This window comes from Chitinophaga rhizosphaerae (assembly GCF_003958645.1).
Taxonomy (GTDB): domain Bacteria; phylum Bacteroidota; class Bacteroidia; order Chitinophagales; family Chitinophagaceae; genus Chitinophaga; species Chitinophaga rhizosphaerae.
The window spans coordinates 413,819-434,177 of the sequence record NZ_RXLO01000004.1; the positions used below are offsets into that span (position 1 = coordinate 413,819).

Annotated in this window: 20 protein-coding genes; 8 read left to right on the forward strand and 12 right to left on the reverse strand. The window is 53.9% G+C overall.

The window, feature by feature from the left end; genetic code table 11:
* Positions 1-10: 10 nt before the first annotated feature.
* The gene (locus tag EJ361_RS12230) at positions 11-757 is read right to left on the reverse strand and encodes a DeoR/GlpR family DNA-binding transcription regulator (RefSeq protein ID WP_126245901.1); all 747 of its coding nucleotides are present in this window, start codon (positions 755-757) and stop codon (positions 11-13) included.
* Between the two features lie 332 nt (positions 758-1,089).
* Here EJ361_RS12230 and EJ361_RS12235 point away from each other — a divergent pair, with 332 nt between their 5' ends.
* Together EJ361_RS12235 and EJ361_RS12240 are read left to right on the forward strand one after the other, a co-directional pair.
* Positions 1,090-1,842: a glycosyltransferase family 2 protein gene (locus EJ361_RS12235; protein ID WP_126245902.1), complete on the forward strand. Its 753-nt coding sequence runs from the start codon at positions 1,090-1,092 to the stop codon at positions 1,840-1,842.
* 9 nt (positions 1,843-1,851) lie between these two features.
* On the forward strand, positions 1,852-2,940 hold the full coding sequence (locus EJ361_RS12240) for a glycosyltransferase family 4 protein (RefSeq protein WP_126245903.1): 1,089 nt from the start codon (positions 1,852-1,854) through the stop codon (positions 2,938-2,940).
* Positions 2,941-2,945: 5 nt separating this feature from the next.
* On the opposite strand, the gene EJ361_RS12245 is transcribed toward EJ361_RS12240, so the two are convergent.
* Positions 2,946-3,770 (reverse strand): SGNH/GDSL hydrolase family protein, encoded by an 825-nt coding sequence (locus EJ361_RS12245; RefSeq protein ID WP_126245904.1) that lies wholly within the window; start codon positions 3,768-3,770, stop codon positions 2,946-2,948.
* Between the two features lie 326 nt (positions 3,771-4,096).
* On the opposite strand from EJ361_RS12245, the gene EJ361_RS12250 reads away from it, so the two are divergent.
* The 3 genes from EJ361_RS12250 to EJ361_RS12260 all read left to right on the forward strand — a co-directional run bounded on the left by EJ361_RS12250 (position 4,097) and on the right by EJ361_RS12260 (position 6,984).
* Positions 4,097-4,549 carry a very short patch repair endonuclease gene (locus EJ361_RS12250; protein WP_126245905.1) on the forward strand — a complete coding sequence of 151 codons (453 nt, stop codon included), beginning with the start codon at positions 4,097-4,099 and terminating at the stop codon, positions 4,547-4,549.
* A gap of 70 nt (positions 4,550-4,619) precedes the next feature.
* The gene (gene dcm / locus EJ361_RS12255) at positions 4,620-5,813 is read left to right on the forward strand and encodes a DNA (cytosine-5-)-methyltransferase (protein ID WP_126245906.1); all 1,194 of its coding nucleotides are present in this window, start codon (positions 4,620-4,622) and stop codon (positions 5,811-5,813) included.
* Positions 5,806-6,984, forward strand: a complete 1,179-nt coding sequence (locus EJ361_RS12260) for a type II restriction endonuclease (protein WP_126245907.1) — start codon at positions 5,806-5,808, stop codon at positions 6,982-6,984. Before dcm ends, EJ361_RS12260 begins: the two co-directional genes overlap by 8 nt.
* Before the next feature lie 57 nt (positions 6,985-7,041).
* Here the strand turns inward: EJ361_RS12260 and EJ361_RS12265 are convergent, their stop codons facing one another.
* From EJ361_RS12265 to EJ361_RS12285, 5 genes are all read right to left on the reverse strand, one after another.
* Positions 7,042-7,746, reverse strand: a complete 705-nt coding sequence (locus EJ361_RS12265; protein WP_126245908.1) for a DcrB/PsbP domain-containing protein — start codon at positions 7,744-7,746, stop codon at positions 7,042-7,044.
* A gap of 61 nt (positions 7,747-7,807) precedes the next feature.
* Entirely contained in the window at positions 7,808-8,815 is a 1,008-nt protein-coding gene (locus EJ361_RS12270; protein ID WP_126245909.1) for a hypothetical protein, read from the reverse strand.
* A 2-nt stretch (positions 8,816-8,817) separates the two neighbouring features.
* Positions 8,818-9,543: a hypothetical protein gene (locus EJ361_RS12275; protein ID WP_126245910.1), complete on the reverse strand. Its 726-nt coding sequence runs from the start codon at positions 9,541-9,543 to the stop codon at positions 8,818-8,820.
* Positions 9,540-10,310 carry an HmuY family protein gene (locus tag EJ361_RS12280; RefSeq protein ID WP_126245911.1) on the reverse strand — a complete coding sequence of 257 codons (771 nt, stop codon included), beginning with the start codon at positions 10,308-10,310 and terminating at the stop codon, positions 9,540-9,542. Before EJ361_RS12280 ends, EJ361_RS12275 begins: the two co-directional genes overlap by 4 nt.
* Positions 10,311-10,317: 7 nt before the next feature.
* Positions 10,318-11,007 (reverse strand): HmuY family protein, encoded by a 690-nt coding sequence (locus tag EJ361_RS12285; RefSeq protein ID WP_126245912.1) that lies wholly within the window; start codon positions 11,005-11,007, stop codon positions 10,318-10,320.
* A gap of 169 nt (positions 11,008-11,176) precedes the next feature.
* On the opposite strand from EJ361_RS12285, the gene EJ361_RS12290 reads away from it, so the two are divergent.
* Complete coding sequence (locus tag EJ361_RS12290; RefSeq protein WP_126245913.1) at positions 11,177-11,506, forward strand: antibiotic biosynthesis monooxygenase family protein; 330 nt, start codon at positions 11,177-11,179, stop codon at positions 11,504-11,506.
* A 6-nt stretch (positions 11,507-11,512) separates the two neighbouring features.
* The gene (locus EJ361_RS12295; RefSeq protein ID WP_126245914.1) at positions 11,513-11,635 is read left to right on the forward strand and encodes an alanyl-tRNA synthetase; all 123 of its coding nucleotides are present in this window, start codon (positions 11,513-11,515) and stop codon (positions 11,633-11,635) included.
* Between the two features lie 80 nt (positions 11,636-11,715).
* On the opposite strand, the gene EJ361_RS12300 is transcribed toward EJ361_RS12295, so the two are convergent.
* Complete coding sequence (locus EJ361_RS12300; RefSeq protein ID WP_126245915.1) at positions 11,716-12,693, reverse strand: helix-turn-helix transcriptional regulator; 978 nt, start codon at positions 12,691-12,693, stop codon at positions 11,716-11,718.
* 228 nt (positions 12,694-12,921) lie between these two features.
* On the opposite strand from EJ361_RS12300, the gene EJ361_RS12305 reads away from it, so the two are divergent.
* On the forward strand, positions 12,922-15,066 hold the full coding sequence (locus EJ361_RS12305) for a TonB-dependent receptor plug domain-containing protein (protein WP_126245916.1): 2,145 nt from the start codon (positions 12,922-12,924) through the stop codon (positions 15,064-15,066).
* On the opposite strand, the gene EJ361_RS12310 is transcribed toward EJ361_RS12305, so the two are convergent.
* The 4 genes from EJ361_RS12310 to nirB all read right to left on the reverse strand — a co-directional run bounded on the left by EJ361_RS12310 (position 15,067) and on the right by nirB (position 20,278).
* Positions 15,067-15,930 (reverse strand): formate/nitrite transporter family protein, encoded by an 864-nt coding sequence (locus EJ361_RS12310; RefSeq protein WP_126245917.1) that lies wholly within the window; start codon positions 15,928-15,930, stop codon positions 15,067-15,069. It abuts the gene before it with no gap.
* Between the two features lie 27 nt (positions 15,931-15,957).
* A complete protein-coding gene (locus EJ361_RS12315; protein WP_240646619.1) occupies positions 15,958-17,301 on the reverse strand; it encodes an alginate export family protein in 1,344 nt (447 codons plus the stop codon).
* Positions 17,302-17,377: 76 nt separating this feature from the next.
* Complete coding sequence (gene nirD / locus EJ361_RS12320; RefSeq protein ID WP_126245918.1) at positions 17,378-17,761, reverse strand: nitrite reductase small subunit NirD; 384 nt, start codon at positions 17,759-17,761, stop codon at positions 17,378-17,380.
* 24 nt (positions 17,762-17,785) lie between these two features.
* Complete coding sequence (gene nirB, locus EJ361_RS12325; protein WP_126245919.1) at positions 17,786-20,278, reverse strand: nitrite reductase large subunit NirB; 2,493 nt, start codon at positions 20,276-20,278, stop codon at positions 17,786-17,788.
* Between the last annotated feature and the right edge of the window lie 81 nt (positions 20,279-20,359).

Genomic DNA, 20,359 nt, shown 5'->3' on the forward strand with positions numbered 1-20,359 from the left:
GATTCTACGTTTACCTGATTTCCAGCCCTGCCGCGGCATATGGGCGCAGCAGTTCGTGATCGGGTTCCAGTTCTGTTATTATTGTGTCGATACTATTGATATGGCAGACTTTCAATCGCTGTGAGGTGTTGATTTTCTCCGAAATCGCCAGCGACACGACTCTGGAGGATGATTCGATCATCGCTTTCTTGATCTGTACTACGTCGAGGTCGTTATCCGTGAGCCCGTCGCGGAGGTCAATGGCGTTGGTGCCCAGGAAACAGAGGTCGGCCTTCACCTGCCTGATCTGTTCGATGGCTGCGCCGCCGACGGTAATTTTAGAATTTTTGAGGAGGCGGTCGCCGATTACGATCACTTCGATATGCGGGTGTTGCGAATATTCGAAGGCTACGGGCAGGCTGCCGGTGAAGAAGGTGGCATGCAGCTGCTGCGGAAGGGCGCGGGCCAGCTCCAGGATGGTGGTGCCGCCGGTGGTGAGTACGAACATGCCGTTTTCGATCAGTTGAGCGGCTTTTTGCGCGATGATCTTTTTTTCCGAACGGGCGTAAACGTCTGTTGGGCTGAATGCGTTATGGAAAGATTTGGAAAGCGCGCCGCCGTGCACCTTGATGATGCGACCGAGGTCCGCCAGCTCGTTGAGGTCGCGGCGGATGGTGTCTTCCGACACGCCCAGCCGTTCCACAAGGTAGGTCGTGAGCACCCTGTTGTGGAGGTTCACTTCGTGCAGGATTACGTTTTGACGTTCTTCCTTGAGCATAAGCGGCGAACTAGGTTGATACGGCAAGTTACCAAAAAGTCACAAAACACGCAAAAAAATGCAGCAGTCTTCCCGATATACGCAGTTTGGCGCATCGATCTGCCGGTTTCGGCAGGGATTACCCTAGGCGGAGGTTATCTTGTTCCGCCGGCCGTTCAGGCTTCAAATAATCGGGGTTCCCGTCTTCCCCTACATTTCAACCGTCATAAAATCCATCCCGGTACGGTAATTGGACATCTCACATAATTATCTACATCAATTTTTTAAAAATTGTTTTGTAACTAATCCTGGCGTTGCAACGTCATAAGTAATTGTTATAATTTTTATTAGATATGTTGGAAGGCGGAAACAGAACGCAAAGGCAAAAACCCGGAAACCCGATCGTTTCAATTATTACCGTGACAAGGAATGCAGCTGATTGCCTGGAAACAGCAATTCAAAGTGTATTATCCCAGCCGTTCCCCGATGTGGAACACATTATCCTGGATGGCGCCAGTACAGACGGCACCATCGAAATCCTCAAAAAGTACAATGACCGGTTAGCATACTGGAAAAGCGAGGCAGACGATGGCGTGTACGATGCCATGAACAAAGCCGTTCAATATGCACGGGGCAAATGGGTGCTTTTCCTGGGGGCGGACGACGAGCTGTTCGACGGCTTTTCCGAAATGGCGGAGCATCATCTCAAGCGGCCGAATCATATATATTACGGCTGCAGTCTCTGGAAGAACCTCGTGTTCGGCAGTCAGTACAGCGGATACCTACTGGCGAAGGAGAACATCACGCACCAAAGCATCTTTTATCCGCGGAGCGTATTCGACAGCTATAAATTTATGCTGAAATATAAGGTGCGGGCAGATTATGTCATGAACATGCAGTTGTGGGCGGACAAAAATTACCGGTTCGAATATGTTCGCCTGTTGATTTCGCGGTACGCTGCCGGCGGGTTTTCCGGGCAGGTGATCGACGATGCTTTCCGGAAAGACAGGATCCACCTGGTGGGTAAATATCTTGGTTTCTTCGTGAAGTTGCGCTACATACTCAAGCGTTATAAGTATAAGCGTATTAACTTTGTCGAATACTAAGCGCACTCTATGAAAGTCTATTTCGATCACCAGGTTTTCTCATGGCAACGTTACGGCGGGATTTCCAGGTACTTTGCCAATATTTACAATTCCCTGCATGATCGTGGATTTACCGATTGCAAGATCACGCTGCTATACAGCCGGAATCATTATATCCAGGATCAACGGTTCCCGCTGTCGCCGCTTATGGGCGAGCGCCTGTTGAGAAAACAGCGCAAGCTGGAAAAGTGGAATAAAAAGTATTCGAAGTACCTCATCGGGAAAAACGATTTCGACATCCTGCATCCCACATATTACGACCCATATTTCCTGACACGGCTGAAGAAGCCGTTCGTCATTACCGTTCATGACATGATCCATGAGCTGTTCCCCGAGTTTTTTTCCCCACACGACCATAACGTTCCCTTCAAGCGCGCTACCATCACGAAGGCCGATCATATCATCGCCATTTCCGAATCCACCAAAAACGACCTGCAGCGGGTTTTCAACATCCCCGACCAAAAGATCAGCGTGGTGCATCATGGTTACCAGGATGCGTATGTTCCGGCTGATCCGGCGTTCAAACCGCCGTTCCCGGAATACCTCCTATTCGTGGGCGACCGTGCAGGCTACAAGAACTTCGCCCGGTTCGTGCAGGCCGTCCGGCCGTTGCTGGACCGTTACGACATCAACCTGGTGTGCGCCGGCGGCGGTGATTTCGGCGTAGCGGAGAAAGAGCTCCTCATCCGCGCGGGCATCGAGCATCGTGCGAAGCAGATTTCCGCCACCGAAGCCCAACTGAACGCGCTGTACCAGGGGGCGTTGGCGTTTGTTTACCCCTCGCTGTATGAAGGCTTCGGGCTCCCGATCCTGGAGGCTTTCCGGAATAATTGCCCCATCGTTACCAGTAACACCAGCTGTTTCCACGAAGTGGGCGGCGACGCCGTCGCGTATTTCGATCCGTACCAGGTGGAGGAAATGACACAAGTGATCGATTCGGTGATCAATAGCCGCGACCGCTCCGGGGAATTACGGGCGAAGGGGTTGGTCCAGCTGGAGAAGTTCCCCATGCAGTTGTGTATGGATAGGACGTTGGAGGTGTATCGGGGGTTGATGTAATCCTCCTAATATCTTTTCATAATTGGAACAAGCATCTTTGTGATTGCCGCAAAGCCTTTATCTGAAGGATGCAGACCGTCGTACGTCATATTGATGGCTCCGGGCGGGTAAGGATAGGCGTCGGTATCGGGGTTCCAGGGTATATCTTTCCAGGCGGGCCATTTGTATTGGCGGGGCTCTTGGGAGGAGGGGTCTTTCAACAATTTAAATTGGACCATATTCTTCAGGTTGATCCCGCTTTTGTGGTATAAATCCACGAATGTTATATTCTCTTTTTGCGCGATGGAATCCAAAGCCGACACGAACGATTCGAGGGATTGACCGATTTTATTGGGTTTGTAGGAGCCCCATGCATTGTTGTGGTTGTTATGCAGGTAGACGAAATCCCCGCGCTGGAGGGGCGTCATGAGGATAATATGGGCGTTGGGACTGAGGGTGCGGATTTTGTCGATGATAATTCGGAAAGAGCCGCACACGGTGCCGTTGCCGCTGTTGGTTGAATAGTCGGCCATGGTGCCGAGGGGGCGTCCTTGCCACCAATCGTTGGTTCCCAGGAAAATGGAGTAGATATCGGCTTTCCCGATGCCGAGATTATCGAATTGTTCCGCGATTCCGCCAGACGTCCAGCCGTTGTGACCTTGGTTTTGATACTGGATGTGAGGTAGTTTTTCGGTCACCATGGTCATGTATCCTTTGGTGATGCGGTGGTCTGTTTCGTTGGGATGCTCGTTGAGGTAGGTGATGGAGTCACCGATCGCGATCCATGTGAGGGGGCGCGGGGTGAGGGAGGTGATGAGAAGTATTAGGATCGCGGAAATTAGATATTTCATAACGGCAATTGGCATTAAAGCTAGAAAACTATCCAAGGCAAAATACGATGGATTGTAATTATAATTAATATTCTTTCATTATTCATGCTTCAGTGCGCTCCTGCTCTTGGATCAGAACATCAATAGCCCAAGACTACGAGGGGTTAAAATAGTTGGTACAACCTGGCATTCTGGCAAAATCGGTCTCAACATTGAACAGACTTCATGCGAAGTGATTGCCATTCCTGACATATTCATTCCCTGTGCGTAAGTAGATGCAGGAATCCAACACTTTCATTTTTTCCATGATGTTCGTACCTTCAAACTACATAATATTCAGTAATCCCATGGCAGACATTGTATCAAAGGAGAAGAGGAGCCAAATGATGTCCGGAATAAAGAGCAAGAATACAAAACCTGAATTAATTATCAGGTCGGCATTGCATGGCGCCGGGCTTAGATTCAGGCTCCATGTAAAAGACCTTCCTGGCAAACCTGATCTGGTTTTACCAAAATATCGAGCGGCTATTTTCGTTAACGGGTGCTTCTGGCATGGTCATAGTTGTCATATGTTCAAAATGCCGCGTTCACGACCAGAATTCTGGAATTCAAAAATCAGGCGCAATCAGGAAGTTGATAGTGAAGCTCTACGGAAACTACTGGAAAATGGCTGGCGAGTTGCAACAATTTGGGAATGCAGTTTAAGGGGGAAAGGCAAACTGGAAGTTCCTGGAATTATAGAGATGATTCAAATTTGGATAAATTCTGATCAACAAGTACTTGAAATCTCGGGATGTTAGCTACTTAAATTTAATGACATGCTAGTTTACGAAATTTTTTAGCAAATTGCACAAATAACAACCGGTTCAAATGACTTCATATAACGACATTAAAAATAAACTAAATATAAAAATTGACAAGCACCTTAATGATGGATTTGCAAATCTGACACATTACTGGCAAAATCACAAAAATGGCGTATCTGGCTATTTTTTAGATGAAGCAAAACAATATCTGCAAGTTGAGATTCTGGATGAGGTTAATGATCCCGGGCAGTTGTTCATTCCTAACTCGTTTGACATACCCTTCCCTCCCCCCAAATCTCACAAGTTTAAATTTATTGATCTCTTTGCGGGAATTGGCGGGATTCGGCTCGCTTATCAAAACCTGGGGGGCAAATGTGTTTTTACAAGCGAATGGAATAATTATGCCAAACGGACTTATGAAGCCAACTACGGAGAAGTTCCATTTGGCGACATTACCAAAATTGACGAGAAACGTATTCCCGATCACGATATTCTGTTAGCAGGCTTTCCTTGCCAGCCATTTTCAATCGCAGGAGTAAGTAAGAAGAATGCTTTGGGAAGGAAGCACGGCTTTCTTGATGAAACCCAAGGCACCCTTTTTTTCGACATCGCCCGAATATTGAAGGAGAAAAAACCTTCAGCGTTTATGCTCGAAAATGTCAAGAACCTTGCTTCTCATGATAAGGGAAACACATTTCGCATCATTGATAAAACGTTAAAAGAACTCGGATACACGCTTTTCCATCGAATACTGGATGGCAAACATTTCGTGCCACAGCATCGGGAGAGAATTATCATTGTCGGTTTAAGAAATGATCTTGTAGAAAAAGGCTTGCACTTCGAGTTCCCGAAATTACCAGAAGTAAAGCATACAATAAAAGATATTCTCGAATCCGATATCGATCCCAAATACACACTTTCAGACAAGCTCTGGGCTTATTTAAGAGCATATGCCGACAAGCATAAGGCAAAGGGAAATGGTTTCGGTTTCGGTTTGATAGATCCGGAAAGTATATCACGCACATTATCTGCCCGCTACTATAAAGACGGTTCAGAAATCCTGATACCGCAAAGCAAGTCCAATCCTAGAAGATTGACCCCCCGTGAATGCGCCAGATTGCAGGGATTCCCTGACGGTTTTGTTATTCCTGTTTCAGACACACAAGCCTATAAGCAGTTTGGCAATTCCGTTACCGTACCTCTTATCCAGGCTGTCGGTAAACAGCTAGTAAAAGAACTACTAAAAATAAATGGATAATCATCTTGAGAATGCAATTACATTAGCTCAGAAAGCTGAAATTGCTTATTCAAAATTCATTACCCCCAACGATGTTGGCGCCACAGGAGGGCATCAACAGGGCTTCCATATTCACCAGAGTGCATGGCCATTGTTGTTTGATAAACAGGGTGAAAAAGGCGCAAACAGGGATAAATTTGTAACCATCACGTGGCAAGATAACTTTGAAACCGCTAGTAGATTTATTTATTATGGCGTAGGCACAAGAAATGAATACAGAATTACCCGATTTGGCAAGGATTTTCCTTATTTGAACGACCAACACATTGGAGATCTGCTTGTTATAGGTAAAATTGATGAACTGCATTATCATGCATATGTTTTATCTACGGAGCATGAAATCGAAACTTTTCAGGCGAGTTTAAATCTCTCACCTCTTGATAACAATAAAATTATAACTCATGCCTCGACACCTGACGCCAAACAAATACTGGAAATATGCTTTAAAAAGTTCGTTCAAACATTAAGAAACAATTTTCCTTCAACATCTGCATTGGCTAACGCCGCAAAAAACTGCGTTGACCAGTCAAACAAAAGAAATGCGAAGGATATTATCGCTGACCCTGACAGCTATTTGATTGAATTAATAGAAGCAGAATATTCACTCTTCAGGAATATTGAAAATGAAGTGTATGCAAACAGAATCGCATCGCCATTCAAGACAGTTGAAGAACTAGTTGAAGTTTCAAATACTATTCTGAATAGACGAAAAAGCAGGGCAGGTAAATCACTGGAGCATCATTTGGCCACCATCTTCCAGACAGCCAAACTTCCATTTAGCACACAAGCTATCACAGAGGGCAACAAAAAACCTGATTTCCTTTTCCCGGATAGTTCATCCTACTCTGATCCATCGTTTGACAGAAATAAAATTTTCATGCTTGCCTCTAAAACCACCTGCAAGGACCGCTGGAGACAAATACTTAATGAAGCAGATTATATCCCTACAAAACATTTGTTCACCTTGCAACAGGGCATTTCATTGAATCAATTAAATGAAATGTACAATGCCAATGTTTGTCTCGTAGTTCCCAGACCTTATTTGAAAAGTTTCCCCCCGGAGTATAATGGCCGGATACTTTCGCTGGCCCAATTCATTGAATGTATTAAATCAGCATATTCAGCTACTTGAAAAAACCGGCCACAGGGCTCCCCCCATGACCGGTCGATTCCTGAGACTAAAAAAATACTACAACCCCTGGTACACAAAATTATAATACGGGAACGCCCCGCCCGTCACGCCATTCTGGTAAATGGACGTCACCTGCATCTTCCATAAGACAGTCCCCACCTTGATCAGCAACGTCCTTCCGGCAACCGGGGTAACGGTATGCCCGGTGCTCCAGCCATACGTATACCATCCTTTCCCGTTCGCGTAAGCCAATACGCCGGGCGGAATGCCCGTACCGGTCACGTTGTTCATGCCGATCACGTTGCTCCCGGCCGGGGACGCGCCGGGAAGTGTACCCGATGCCCAATCCGCCGCCACAACGGAAGCGAACGATTTGTCGATGTACTTGATGGAATCCCGCGGGATAATGTCTCCCGTGGCGATACCGGTAAATTTCACTTCCAGCGTGGATGGGGTGCCGGCCTCATTCACGGAAAAACGCCAGTAAAAATTGCCGTCCGCAGGCTGGCCCGGGCCAGTACTATAGGCTTGTTTGAAATTGGTCACCGTATACAGCGACCCGCTGCGCGCGATGGTGCCCGACGTTACTCCGGGCCCGGTAATGGCCTGGCTCGTACCGTCAGGAATGGTCACGGCCACACCGATGCTACCCGCCGGAATGCGGGAAGTTTCAGGGGCCGCCACGTCGCTGTTTTTCGAACAGGACGCAAGGAACAATGCAACGACGAGCAGGCCGCCGGCAGAACGAAGGGTTTTCTTCATGGTAATCATTGCGATGATTGGGTTTGTGGGTGAAACAATATTGAAAAGGGTGTTAAATGCATCAGGGCGTAACGGTGAATTTCACGAAACCGGTCACTTCCACGTAGTTCTTCCGGTTGCCATTCCAGCTCCACCAGCCGGAAAAGTCGGTAATGCGCAGGCGGATCCCCAGCGCGCCGGGGCCCCAGTCGCCGAACTGGTAAGTGCCGGCCGGGAAATCAGCGGGAATCCGGTAGGTGGCGGATGTAGCCGTGCTGCTCACCAGCGTGAGGTTGGTGATCGGCTTTTCGTTGTAATTCTCGTCGTAGGTATAAGCGACGGCTTCTTTCAGGTCGAAGTAATTTTGACCGGTGAAAGTGATCGTCTCGCCGCGTTTCACCGTCACATCGGCGGCGAGACCGGCCGGCCTGGGCTTCTCGCTGTCGGGATATAGCACGCCGAATACATGGTTTTCCGTAGTGCGGGATTGCGCGCCGCTGGTGATGCGCACTTTGTAGGCGCCCGGCTTCACACCGGCCGCAGGCACCCTGATCCGCATATTGGGAACGCCGTTGTGCGGCTTGAAGAATTCGATATCGAGCCTGGTGGCCGTACCGGGCGTATCAATGATGTAGAGGCTCGTTTTGGTAATATCGGGTTCGAAATAACGCATGGACGATCCGATATCCACCACACATTCCCCACCGCGGACCGCCATATAGGAACCGGTTTCATCGATCTGGATGGGCGCCTGGTTCATCACCACCTTCAAATAATATTTCTTTTCCAGCCCGCTTTGCGCTTTTACGGTATATGCCGTTCCCGTCCGGAAAGGAACAGCCGCACCCGACGCCGGGCGCACAACTGCCCCGTCAGACACGGCGATCACCGGCTCAATAGTCGACGGCGCGGGCAGGTAAGACGGCCAATAAACGAGGATACTGTCTCCCGACATGGCGGCCGACATTATTTCATCGCCCGCTTCCACCGTAAATCCTGCGATCCTGGCGTGGGGCGACGGCGCCTGCCTGGTTTCCTTCTTGCACGCGGCCAGCAACAGGCCGATGCTCATGATATATGCGATTCTCATTTTTACTGTTTGTTGATTCGGATGGGATATTGCAATGTTTTCACGCGGCCGTACACATACACCCGCAGACGATACAGCCCCGTTGCCGGAAGCGCGTCCAGCAAAGGTTTTAGCTGCTCAGACTGGTCGAGGTAGGGGCTCACCTGGTACAGGCTCCCCAAATGCGTGGTCGACAACAGGAATGCCGGCAGCTCCTTCCCCGATCCATCCACCGGCGCCACGCGCATCAGTTCATTATTCTCGAGAAAACCCGTCCCTTTCAGGTAAATGACGAAATTGGAATATGGATCTTTCGTGTTGATGGTATACTCCCGGATATCGTCCACCGTGCTCAGTTCTTCCAGCGTAACATCAGGTTGCTGGGTGCGGACCAGGAGTTTGTAATCGCGCTTGCTGCCGTTCTTCGCAGTCACAGTATATATGATATTGCGGTTGGTGCGGATGGCGCCGAAAACATCTTCCACCAAAGTGCCGGAAGCTGGCGAAACGGTAGTGCCCGCCGGCAGCGTGATCGCCGGTTCCAGGATGGTCAGTTGCCGGTAGGAAGGCAGGTAGAGGGTGATGGTACCATCTCGGTCGGAAATGGCGGCTTCGACAGGATCGCCCTGGACGTTGGTGATACGGAACGACTCGATGCGGTCCGCCGGCTCGGGCGCCGCGTCGGTAATATCCGTCTTCGTGCAGGCAAAAAGCCCGCCCGTCAGCAAAAGGGAATAGATGTATTTCATGGGATGTTCAAGTTGGTGGAACCATCCATCTGGATGGAATAACGGAACGTGATGTAACCAGGCTTGTGGGTGCGGTCGGGGTTCGCCGGACTGTCTTTGTAAATGCTTTCCATGATGAGTTTGGCGTACCGGCCTTTGTGGGTTTTGACGATGAGCACGCGCGGCATCGTATACACGACGTGCGCCTTCTGCGGATTGCCGGGGAAGAGGCTTCCGTAGAAATCATAATACCCCCAGCCATCGAACCCGCCGAGGAAGTGATCGAGCCCGATGTCGCGCGTAACGAACCGCAGGCCCGCGGGCACCGTCGTCACTTTGTTATACGCCTCGCTCCACAACGCAGCGGGAATGGGCAGCTGGGTCGGTTTGAAGTGGGTGGTATCATAATACGCCACGTCAAACTTGCGGTCCACGATCACGGCGATTTCCGCCTTCCCCGGTCCGCCGAACCCCGGCGAACCCACGGCGTTCCCGTTATTGGGGTAAACGCTGGAATTGTAAATCCCGTAAAAAACGATGTCCCAGTTCCCGGTCTGCCGCTGCGAAGCGGGGACCACCCTGTTCTCTTCGAGACTATAGTAGAGGGAAACCGCATCTCCGGCGGATGTGGCGTTGGTGTCGGCCACGAGGTTCACGACGCGGTAGGTGCCCGTTTTCACGGGGTTGCCTGCGCTCCCGCCCGGCTCTTCGGGCCCGGGGGGCGCATCGTCTTTGGAACAGGCCGCCAGCAATGCGATCGCCAGCAGGCCCAACAGTTTTGTGTTCATGGTTTCGTTAGTTGGAAGTGTTCAGCCGGCGGCTCCCGTCGGTCTGCACGAAATATTTGAAAGTGAGGTAGGGTGCGGGCCAGAAAAGGTCCGTCACCACAGGAGGATTGCCCTTGTAAATATTGAGCAATGCCAGCTTGGCATACTTCCCGCTGGCCGTCCGCAGCACGAATGTTCGGTTTTTGACCGGCACGCAAATGTGATTGCTGAGGGAATAGAAAAACCAGCCATACCCGTTCCCGCTGTCCCAACCCACGCCGTGAACACCGTTGTTCTCGAACGTTTCGTCAGACGGCGCTTCGGTAACCTGGTCGTACGGCTTCTCAACGATAACCATCGCGCCTTTGCCCGGCCCGCCCGCCCCGGGCGTTCCGGTAAAGGCGCCGTTGTTCACCACCACGTAGGAATTGTATTCCTGCGTAAACGCGATGTCCCAATCCGTATTCTTCAGATATTGGATGGAATCGGCTTTCGATTTGATGAGCCGCGATCGTTGGGTGGTAAAGCTGAAAGTGAGGGAATAGAAAGGCCGTTGCTCCTTGCCTTCTTCCGGCTCGCCCACGGAAGCGCCGGTATCTGCCTGCAGGTCGGAAATGAGGGTGCTGGCCGGGCCCGTGGGAGCGGGCTTGTCGTTGCTGCTTTTACCGCAGGCGGCGAGCAGGACGCCCGCCGATATAATCAATATTCGTAATTTCATTGGTCGCTGGTTAGGCTGCAAAATTGAGGACAGCTGCTGACCACTTCGGGAAAAAGACCAACCTATTCAGGAATTCCGGGAATGTTCCGTTTCGGGTAAGCGAAATTCCGCGGGAGATACGTGACAATTCGATGACATCAGTATCTTTATGACGTTAAATTGACAAATCATGATAAACCACTACGTTGCCATTAACTACATTACCTGTAACGACGATTTCAGGGATCGTTTCGAGCAATTATTCGCCAGCCGCGCGCATGCGATAGATACCATGCCCGGTTTCGTCAACATGCACGTGCTGCGGCCGGAGAAAGCGGGAGACGCCTACCTGATCGTCAGCTATTGGGAGACGGAACAGGCATTCCGCGACTGGATGAAATCTCCGGCGTTCACCGCAGGCCACCAGCGCGGGTTCGACGAGCTGGCCAAGGCCAAGGCGGAGGGGCGCCCGGCTCCCATGTCCAGCGACTTCAAGATTTACCGCGTCATCAGCGAATAGGCGATCATGAAAGCACCCAATAAGGAGGCCATCCTGAAATGGCTGAAAAGACTGGGCTTCTGGGGATTCATTTTCTTCCTCGTGAAGGGCCTCGTGTGGCTTGCCATCTTTTACTGGCTGGCCACCTAGGCCGGTACTTTCGCAGATGCCGGAACGCCGCGTGGCGGAGGTTTTTCATTGCCTCCGTTTCGCGGCGTTTCCTTTTCGGGTCAGCCTTTGATCCGCCCCGGCGCGTAGCCGAAATATTTTTTGAACGCCCGCGTAAAATGCGCGGTATGTTTGTAACCCGAGAGGTACGCCACTTCAGAGACCTGTTTCCCCTGCCCCAGCAATTCCCGCGCATGCGCCATCTTGATGCCCTGCAAATAACCGTACACGGTTGTGCCGAACACCTGTTTGAAATGGCTTTTCAGATAGGCGTCGTTCGTGCCCACCTGGTGCGCCAGGTCTATCAGCGTACAGGGACTGTGTATGTTCGATGCAATGATTTCCCGGGCGAGGTGCATCCTTTCCACATCTTCTTTCCGCAGCGACCGTGCGTTCTCGCTGGGGCGCACGCCGGCCATCTGCTCATATTGCGCCAGTTGGATGGCCAGCAGCTCGATGGTTTTCGCTTTCAGGAACAGTTGCTTGTAACGCCCTTCCAGCGGGCAATGCAGCATATCGTACAGGATCGTGCTGATGGATGATTGCAGCGGAAGGTTCACGGCGCTGATGGCCGCAGGCTCGTTCCGTTCGATGCTGCCTGAAAAAACCGGGTACAACGGATGCTCCTGCGGCATGGCCTGTAACACCAGGTCGGGGCTCACGCCCAGTTCGAAGATCTCGAGCTGCTCATGGGCGGGCCATTGCATGTGGATGTCGTCTTCCGGGAAGAAAAGGTAGTTGTATTGATGGCGGTCCAGCGATGCGAGCTTGCCCGTTCCGCCGTGGGCGGAATAGCTTTTGGTGCCGCTGACCGTGTAACTCATCTGGAAAAACGGCGTGGTGTTGCGGATGACGATCTCGCCGGCATTGCGCGAACGGAGATTGTAGTAGCCGAAATTGATGCCGTCAGGGCTCAGCATTTCAAATACGGAACCGGTGTGGCCGTCTTCCGCGAGCTCGCGGCGGCGTTCACGGAACTGGCCGGGGTTGCGGATGTCGAACCGGCAGGAAGGGATGATATGTACGGGTTGTGCAGGCAAACGGAGAATGGGCTGGATCAGGCAATATTAAACCATCATGCCAAGAAAACAGCCCGTAATCGGGAACGGCAAATGATCGGATCGGGAAGACCCGCGCGGTTGCGCCATTCCTCGGTTTTGAATTTCCGGATATGGTAAATCTTTTTCCGGGGATGAGCGAAGAACCTCCGCCCCGGGTAACCCTTTCTCCGCTACCGGTCAATATTCAGCCCGACCTTTGCGCACGATATGCATCTTCAGCGATCTCTCCTGCTCCCGTTCCTCCTGGCATGCGCCGCCGCATCCGCACAGGGCCCGCGCACCGACACCACGCCGGCCGTGCGCACGCTGCGTACCCACGAAGTCACGGAAAATCCCCTCCGAAAACCGGACGATCTCATCGCCATCGGCCGGCAAACCGCGCCCACGCTCGTTATTTCCCGCCAATCCATTCAACTGGCGGGCAGCCGCCGGCTCGATGAAGTGCTGCGCGAACAAACCGGTATGGCTATCGTCCCCGATCTCGGAAGCGGCAACCGCAGCGTGGGGATCCAGTTGCAGGGGTTCAGCTCGGAATATGTGCTCATCCTGATCGACGGGCAACCCATGACGGGGCGCCTGGCCGGCAATTTCGACCTTTCGCGCATCGGCGTGGGCGATGTGGAACGGATCGAAGTGATCAAGGGAGCGGCGAGCAGTTTATACGGCTCGGAAGCATTGGGCGGCGTCATCAACATCATCACCCGCCAGGCGGTCCGGAAGGCGCAGGCCACGGCGGGCCTCCGGTTTGGCACGTACCAGACCACGGATGCGAACCTCAGCGCGGAGGCTCCCTTCAAGCACAATAAAGGCTTCGTTTCCGTTTCGGGCAACTTTTACAAAACAGCCGGATTCAACGCCAACACCGAGTACCTCAAGGAAGGGAAAACTTCCCCTCCATACTCAAGCATCTCTGGCCAGGCGCGCGGCCAGTGGCGGTTCAGCGGCCGCACCTCCTTGCAGGCGCGCCTGCGCGTGGCCGGCAGAACGTCTGACATGTTCCGGTCGTACGGCGCGCAACCTTTCAACGATCACCTCCGCGAGCAAGACCTCAACGCCGGGCTGAACCTCCGCCACCAGGCCTCGCGCTCCACCACGCTGCTGGCCCGGTACTACTACACGGGCTACGATACCCGCCAAACCGTGACACTACAGGAAAACGGGCGCATCCTCCAGGAAAACGATTTCTTCCAGCAGATCCACCGGCTGGAAGTGCAGGCAGAAAACCGGCTTGATCACCTGCCGGTCACGTTTCTCGGCGGCATGGGCGGCGACAGGCAATCGTACCGCAATCCCGGCGCGGACATCCGGAATAATATGAGTGGATATTTCGCATACCTGCAGGGCGAGCTCGCTTCCGCCGAAAAATTCCGCCTCACGGCAGGCCTCCGGTACGATGGCAATTCCGATTACGGCGGACGGCTGAACCTCAGTGCCGGCGCGCGATTCAGCCCCACCAGCTGGCTTTCGCTGCGCGCTTCCCTGGGCAACGGTTTCAAACCGCCGGCCTACGCGCAGATGTACCAGGTGTTTACCAACATACAGCAAGGTTACACGGTGATCGGGGCGCATAACTTCGCGGAAAAAGCCGCGCAACTGAAAGCGGCCGGTACCGTCGCGCAGATTTGGGACAACGCGTCGCAGGTCAGGCACCTGGAACCGGAAACCTCCACGTCCGTCAACGCCGGCATCACGGTGAACGCGGGGAGCCGGATGGAGTGGCAGGCCGGGGCGTTCCATCACCGGTTAAAAAATCTCATCAACACCGAGCAGGTCGGCATCATGCGGAACGGCCAGCAGCTGTTTTCCTACATCAACATCGACCGCGTGGTGATGCGGGGCGTGGAAGCGGGATGGAAATTCTCCATCACGCCGGACCTGCAATTATCCGCCGGTTACCAGCTGCTGGACGCGCGCAATCCCGCCGTTACCGACTCCATCCGCCAGCAATCCCGGCGTTACAAATCCGTGCGCACGCCAGACGGCATCCGCGCCGCCACTACGAAAGACTACTTCGGATTACCCAACCGCAGCCGCCACATGGGCAGCCTGCAGGCTTCGTGGGCGCATCCGCGCTGGGGGCTCGGCGTGTCATTCCGTGGAACTTACAGCGGCAAATACGGCTTCCTGGACGTCGACAACAATGGATATATCGATCATTACGACGTGTTCGTGAAAGGTTATACGCTATTATACTTCAGTGTACAAAAAACGCTCTTGCAGAAAAGGCTTACGCTCCATGTGAGCGCCGATAACCTCACCGGTTATACGGATTACCTGATGCCATCGCAGCCCGGCCGTGTGTTCATGGCCGGGCTGCGATGGCATTTCTTCCGGGAAAAAGACAAAAACTGATCATTGCAAAGCGGGTGCGCTCTCCGTTGCCACCTCCGCACGGGAGCTGCTCCCCGCCGTTGCTGCCGGGATCTCTTTCCGGCGTTTGCCGTGCATGAGGTATAACGTCAACGCCGTGAAGATCACACCGCCGACGATATTGCCCAGCGTTACGGGGACCTGGTTCAGCCACCACCATTGGCCCGCGGAAACCGGCGCGCCCATGAAAATACCCGCCGGGATCACGAACATGTTCACCACCGCGTGCTCGAACCCCTGCGCAAAGAAGATAAAGATCGGCAGCCAGGCCGCCAGGATTTTACCCAGTGTAGAACTGGACGTCATGGCCATCACCACGCCCAGCGTCACCATCCAGTTGCACAAAATCCCCTTCACGAAAACCGTCAACATCCCCGTTGCACCGAATTGCCCGTAGCCGGTGGTTTTGGCCACGGCGACGCCGGAGATCATCTTGCCCAGCGCGCCGCCGTCCACATTCCCGAACTGCGTGAGCGACGCCCAGAAAAGCCCCGCGTACAGCTGACCACCGGCGAGGTTGGCGAGGTACACGATCGCCCAGTTCTTACCGAGCTGCTTCAGCGAAATTTGCCCGGCGAACCAGGAGAGCGACATCACCGCAAAATTCCCCGTCACCAATTCATACCCCAGCAATACCACGATGATGAAACATGCGGGAAAGATGGCCGCGCCGATGAGCGGGAGGCTCGTTTGCACCGTGGCCGTGAACGCGAAGGTAGTGCCGAAACCGAGGATCGCGCCGGATAGGATGCCTTTCACGATCATGTCGGTCGTGCTCATGCGGGTTTTGTCGATACCGGCCTGGATCATGGCGCCGGCTACTTCGGCAGGTTTTTTATAGTCCATTGTAGAAGATTTGAAGTGATGAAAATTTTATTTCAGAAGGAAGGAAGGTTTGATATTGATCATGAGATAAGCCCACTGGTTGCCACGCGCGGCGTTCGCCACCTGCTTCGCCACGGCCAGCGCGGATGTGCTGCGATAGTAGCTGCAACCTGCTTCGAAACTGATCATGGGCGTGAGCGCGAAATTGGCATTTACATCCGCCTCCCATCCGAAATCGCGGCCATGCCCGGCAACGTCGCTGGCGGACAGGAAGCGGTGCCCGTCGGCCTGGAGCGCCCATTTCGCGCCGGGCTTGTAGAGAAAGCGGAGGTAATAATCCTGCAAACCGGTGGCGCCGAACGTGCTGCCGGCGTAATAATAATCCATGTGCCCCCAGAATTTGTGCGGCGTTCCGTACAACGGGTCAAAGGCCTTCGACGTGCCGGATGATTTCCCGCCCGTTGTGTAATCCGCACCCAGTCCGGCTTTCAGTTTCGGTGTGACGGCATACAACGCTTGCCCGGACAGCAGCCATCCATCCACTTTCCCGCCGTCCGCATATTTCCCGCCCTGGTAAGCGACGTTACCGGTCAGCGTGATCTTCCGGAACGTTTGCTGCGCGAAAACCGCCGCCGTGAAGCGGGAATGCACGCCGGCGTCCCAGGTTTTGACGGGCTTCAATTCCACGGTGTCTACGTGGTACCGCGGGAACTGGTCTGCCAGGGCCAGCAGCGAAATTTGGCCGTTCGCGTTTTTCCGGGAAACATGCAGATACTGTAACCCCTTGTACATGGCACCACCGTTGGTGTTGGCGGCGTATGCGCCCGGAGGCGCGCCGTTGTACCGCGTTCCCGCGCCTGCTTCGCGGTTCTGGTTAAATGCGAAACCCGCATCGGCCGTCCACGCGCCGGAAGCGTAGCGGAACAGGAGCGCATCGTGCCGGCGGGCCTGTTGCAGCCAGTCGAGATTCCCCAGCAGCCGCCCGTCGTCATAATTCAATTCCTGCCGGCCTACTTTCAGGTTGAAGATGTGGGCAGACGCGGTATCGGTGAGCCGGACCTCCGCCCAGGCCTCATGGACCATTAGCCCGTTGTTGTCGGCGGTACTGGTCTTATTGATGGTAGAAACATCCTGGCCCCAAACCCGGACGTCCTGGACAGACAATCCGAATTTGAGGCGGTTCGAGGTAAACCCCGCGGTAAGGCGGGTACGTTGCGACGTGAAGAACGCCGGTTTTGCGGAGCGCGGTAGCGGCGCTCCCTGCCCGTCGCGGAACTCGGTGCGCGTGCGGAGTTGCGCCGCGATCGAGAACTGGGCTTTACCGGCCAGCGGAAGGCCGCCCAACAAAAGGGCCACGGCCGTTCCGCAGCGGAAATGCATTTTATTGTACATTTGAACGATTTTAATTCCAGCAATTGAAGTCACGAGACCCGGTTCGCCGCCAAGCCACCGGGTTTCACTTTTTCTTTCAGGCAGGCACGGCCGAAGTTTCCTTTCCGCCGTCCACACCGATATAAATTCTGTCTTCTTCCAACTTTACGGGATACACTTTGATGGCGCATTCGTGTTCGTCGGAAAGGCAGCGCCCGTCTGCCAGCGAAAATGTTTTCTTGTGGAAAGGGCAGGCCACTTTGGGCTCGCCGGCCTGCGCGCCGATCATCCCGCGGCTGAGCGCCATTTGCCGGCGGTGCGGACATAAATTCTGCGATGCGTACCATTCGCCGCGCCGCGCGAAATGGAACAATGCGATCTGCTCGTTTTTGTACTTGACGCAAACCCCGCCGTTGGCCGGTACGTCCTCCACTTTACAGGCGAAGAACCAGTTCGTTTTTTCTTTGGTGATGGGAGACATGGTATATATTTTTCGGTTGATGATTTATTTCCACTCCACGGCCTTCTTTTGTTCGCGCAGTTGTTCGAATTTGACGCTGGGGTCTTTTTCTTCCGGTGCGTCCACGAAATGCGTGAAGCGCTTGCGTAGCGCGGGCGTTTCCACCACTTCGCGCCATTCGCATTTGTAACTGTCTACCAGCGCCTGCATTTCGCGCTCCAGTTCCCCGGCGATGCCCAAACTATCTTTCACCACCACATTCCGCAGGTAATCGATGCCGCCTTCCATTTTGTTGAGCCAGGTAGCGGTACGGGTGAGCGGATCGGCGGTTTTGATGTAGAACATGAGGAACCGGTCTATGTACTGAATGCAGGTTTCGCTATCGAGATCGGCCGCCAGTAGCAGTGCGTGCTGGGGCTTGGAACCACCGTTCCCGCAGACGTACAGATTCCAGCCTTTCTCCGTGGCGATGATCCCGAAATCTTTCGACTGCGCCTCCGCGCATTCCCGGATACATCCCGAAACGGCGGATTTGATTTTGTGCGGCGCCCGCAATCCACGGTACCTTTCTTCCACCCTGATGGCATAGCTCACACTGTCGTGCAGCCCGAAGCGGCACCAGGTAGACCCCACGCAACTTTTAACCGTCCGCAGGGCCTTCCCGTATGCGTGCCCGCTTTCGAACCCTTCCGCGATCAGTTCTTCCCAGATCAGCGGCAGGTCGCCGACGTGCGCGCCGAACATGTCGATACGCTGGCCGCCGGTAATTTTGGTGTATAGATTATATTTCTCCGCGATGCGGCCAATGGCCATGAGTTTCTGCGGAGTGATCTCCCCTCCGGGGATGCGGGGCACCACGGAATAGGTGCCTCCTTTCTGTATATTGGCTAAATACCTGTCGTTGGAATCCTGCGCCGTATCGTTGCCTTTCGCTAAAATCATATCACCCCACAAACTCGCCAGGATAGACGACACCGCGGGCTTGCAAACCTCGCACCCGTCTCCGTGCCCGATACTGTCCAGCACCTCGTCGTAACTATGCAGGCTGCGGATTTTAATGAGATCGAACAGTTCCTGCCGCGAATACCCGAAATGCTCGCACAATACATTGCGCACATATTTGCCCTGCGATTTCAGCGTGTAGGTGATGAGGTCCTTCACCATTGGCGCGCATCCACCGCAGGATGTGGAGGCGCCGGTACATTTTTTCACGGCGTTGAACGTTTCGTGGCCATCTTCCACCGCCTGGCAAATCGCGGATTTGGACACGCTTTCGCAGGAGCAGATCATGGCGTCGGGCGGGAGGCCGAGCGCGCCGGCCGCGGCTTCGCCGGTGGAGCGCGCGCCCAGCAGCTCGTCTTCCGGCTTGCCGGTGATCTTCATTTTATTCTTGACTTTCTGCAGCAGCATGTTGTACGCCGATGCGTCGCCGATGAGGATACCGCCGAGGAGATATTGCCCGTCTCCGGTCATATTGATGCGCTTGTACACGCCGGCCACCTGGTCTTCGAACACGATCACGCGGCAGGAATCGGGCGGCGGGAACGGGTCGCCGAAGCTGGCCACGTCTACGCCTACGAGTTTCAGTTTGGTGCTCATGTCGAACCCGCCGAAAGTGCGGTTGCCGCCGAGAATATTGTCGATGGCGATGTCGGCCATTTCATAACCCGGCGCCACGAGGCCGTAAATGATGTGCTGGTACAGGGCGCATTCGCCGATGGCGTAGATGTTGGCATGGGTGGTCTGCATCCGGTCATTCACCACAATGCCCCCGCGCGATCCGGTTTCGAGGCCGGCGGAAGCGGCGAGCTCGTCGCGCGGACGGATGCCGGCAGAAATGACGATCATATCTGCGGGGATGGACGAGCCGTCTTCGAACCCGACGCCGGTGGCCGTTCCGTCTCCGAGGATGGCGGTGGTGTAGGCGTTGGTGCGGATCTTCAGGCCGAGGGTTTCGAGTTGTTGCTGGAGGATGGCCGAACCGTTCTGGTCGATCTGGCGGGGCATGAGCCTGGGCGCATATTCCACGATGGTGGTGTCTGCGATGCCGAGGTCCAGGCAGGATTTGGCGGCTTCCAGCCCGAGGAGGCCGCCGCCGATCACTGCGGCGCGCCGGGCTTTCCGGGCGGCGGTTTTCATGTGGTCGAGATCGTCGAGCGTACGGTAAACGAACACGCCTTTCTGATCGGTGCCGGGCATAGGCGGAACGAAGGCGGATGAGCCGGTGGCGAATACGAGGATATCGTACGGTTCGGTGATGCCGGATTTGGCGGTGACGGTCTGGAGGCCGGGGGAGATGTGGTGGACGGGGTCTCCGAGATGGAGGCGGACGCCATTGTCGGTGTACCAGGACTTGGGAGCGAGGAGGAGGTCGGCGGCGGACTTTCCGTCGAAATAGCTGCTGAGGTGGACGCGGTCGTAGGCGGGGAGGCGCTCTTCGCCGAAGACGACGAGCTCCAGGCCGGGGACTTTCCTTTCAACGAGTTTCCGGCAGAATTTAAAGCCGACCATGCCGTTTCCGATGACGACGATTTTCATGGGAGGAAGTTTGAAAGATTTACATTATAATATTTTCTATATAGACTTTGTTACGACCAATCAGCAATTTTTCAAGCAAAA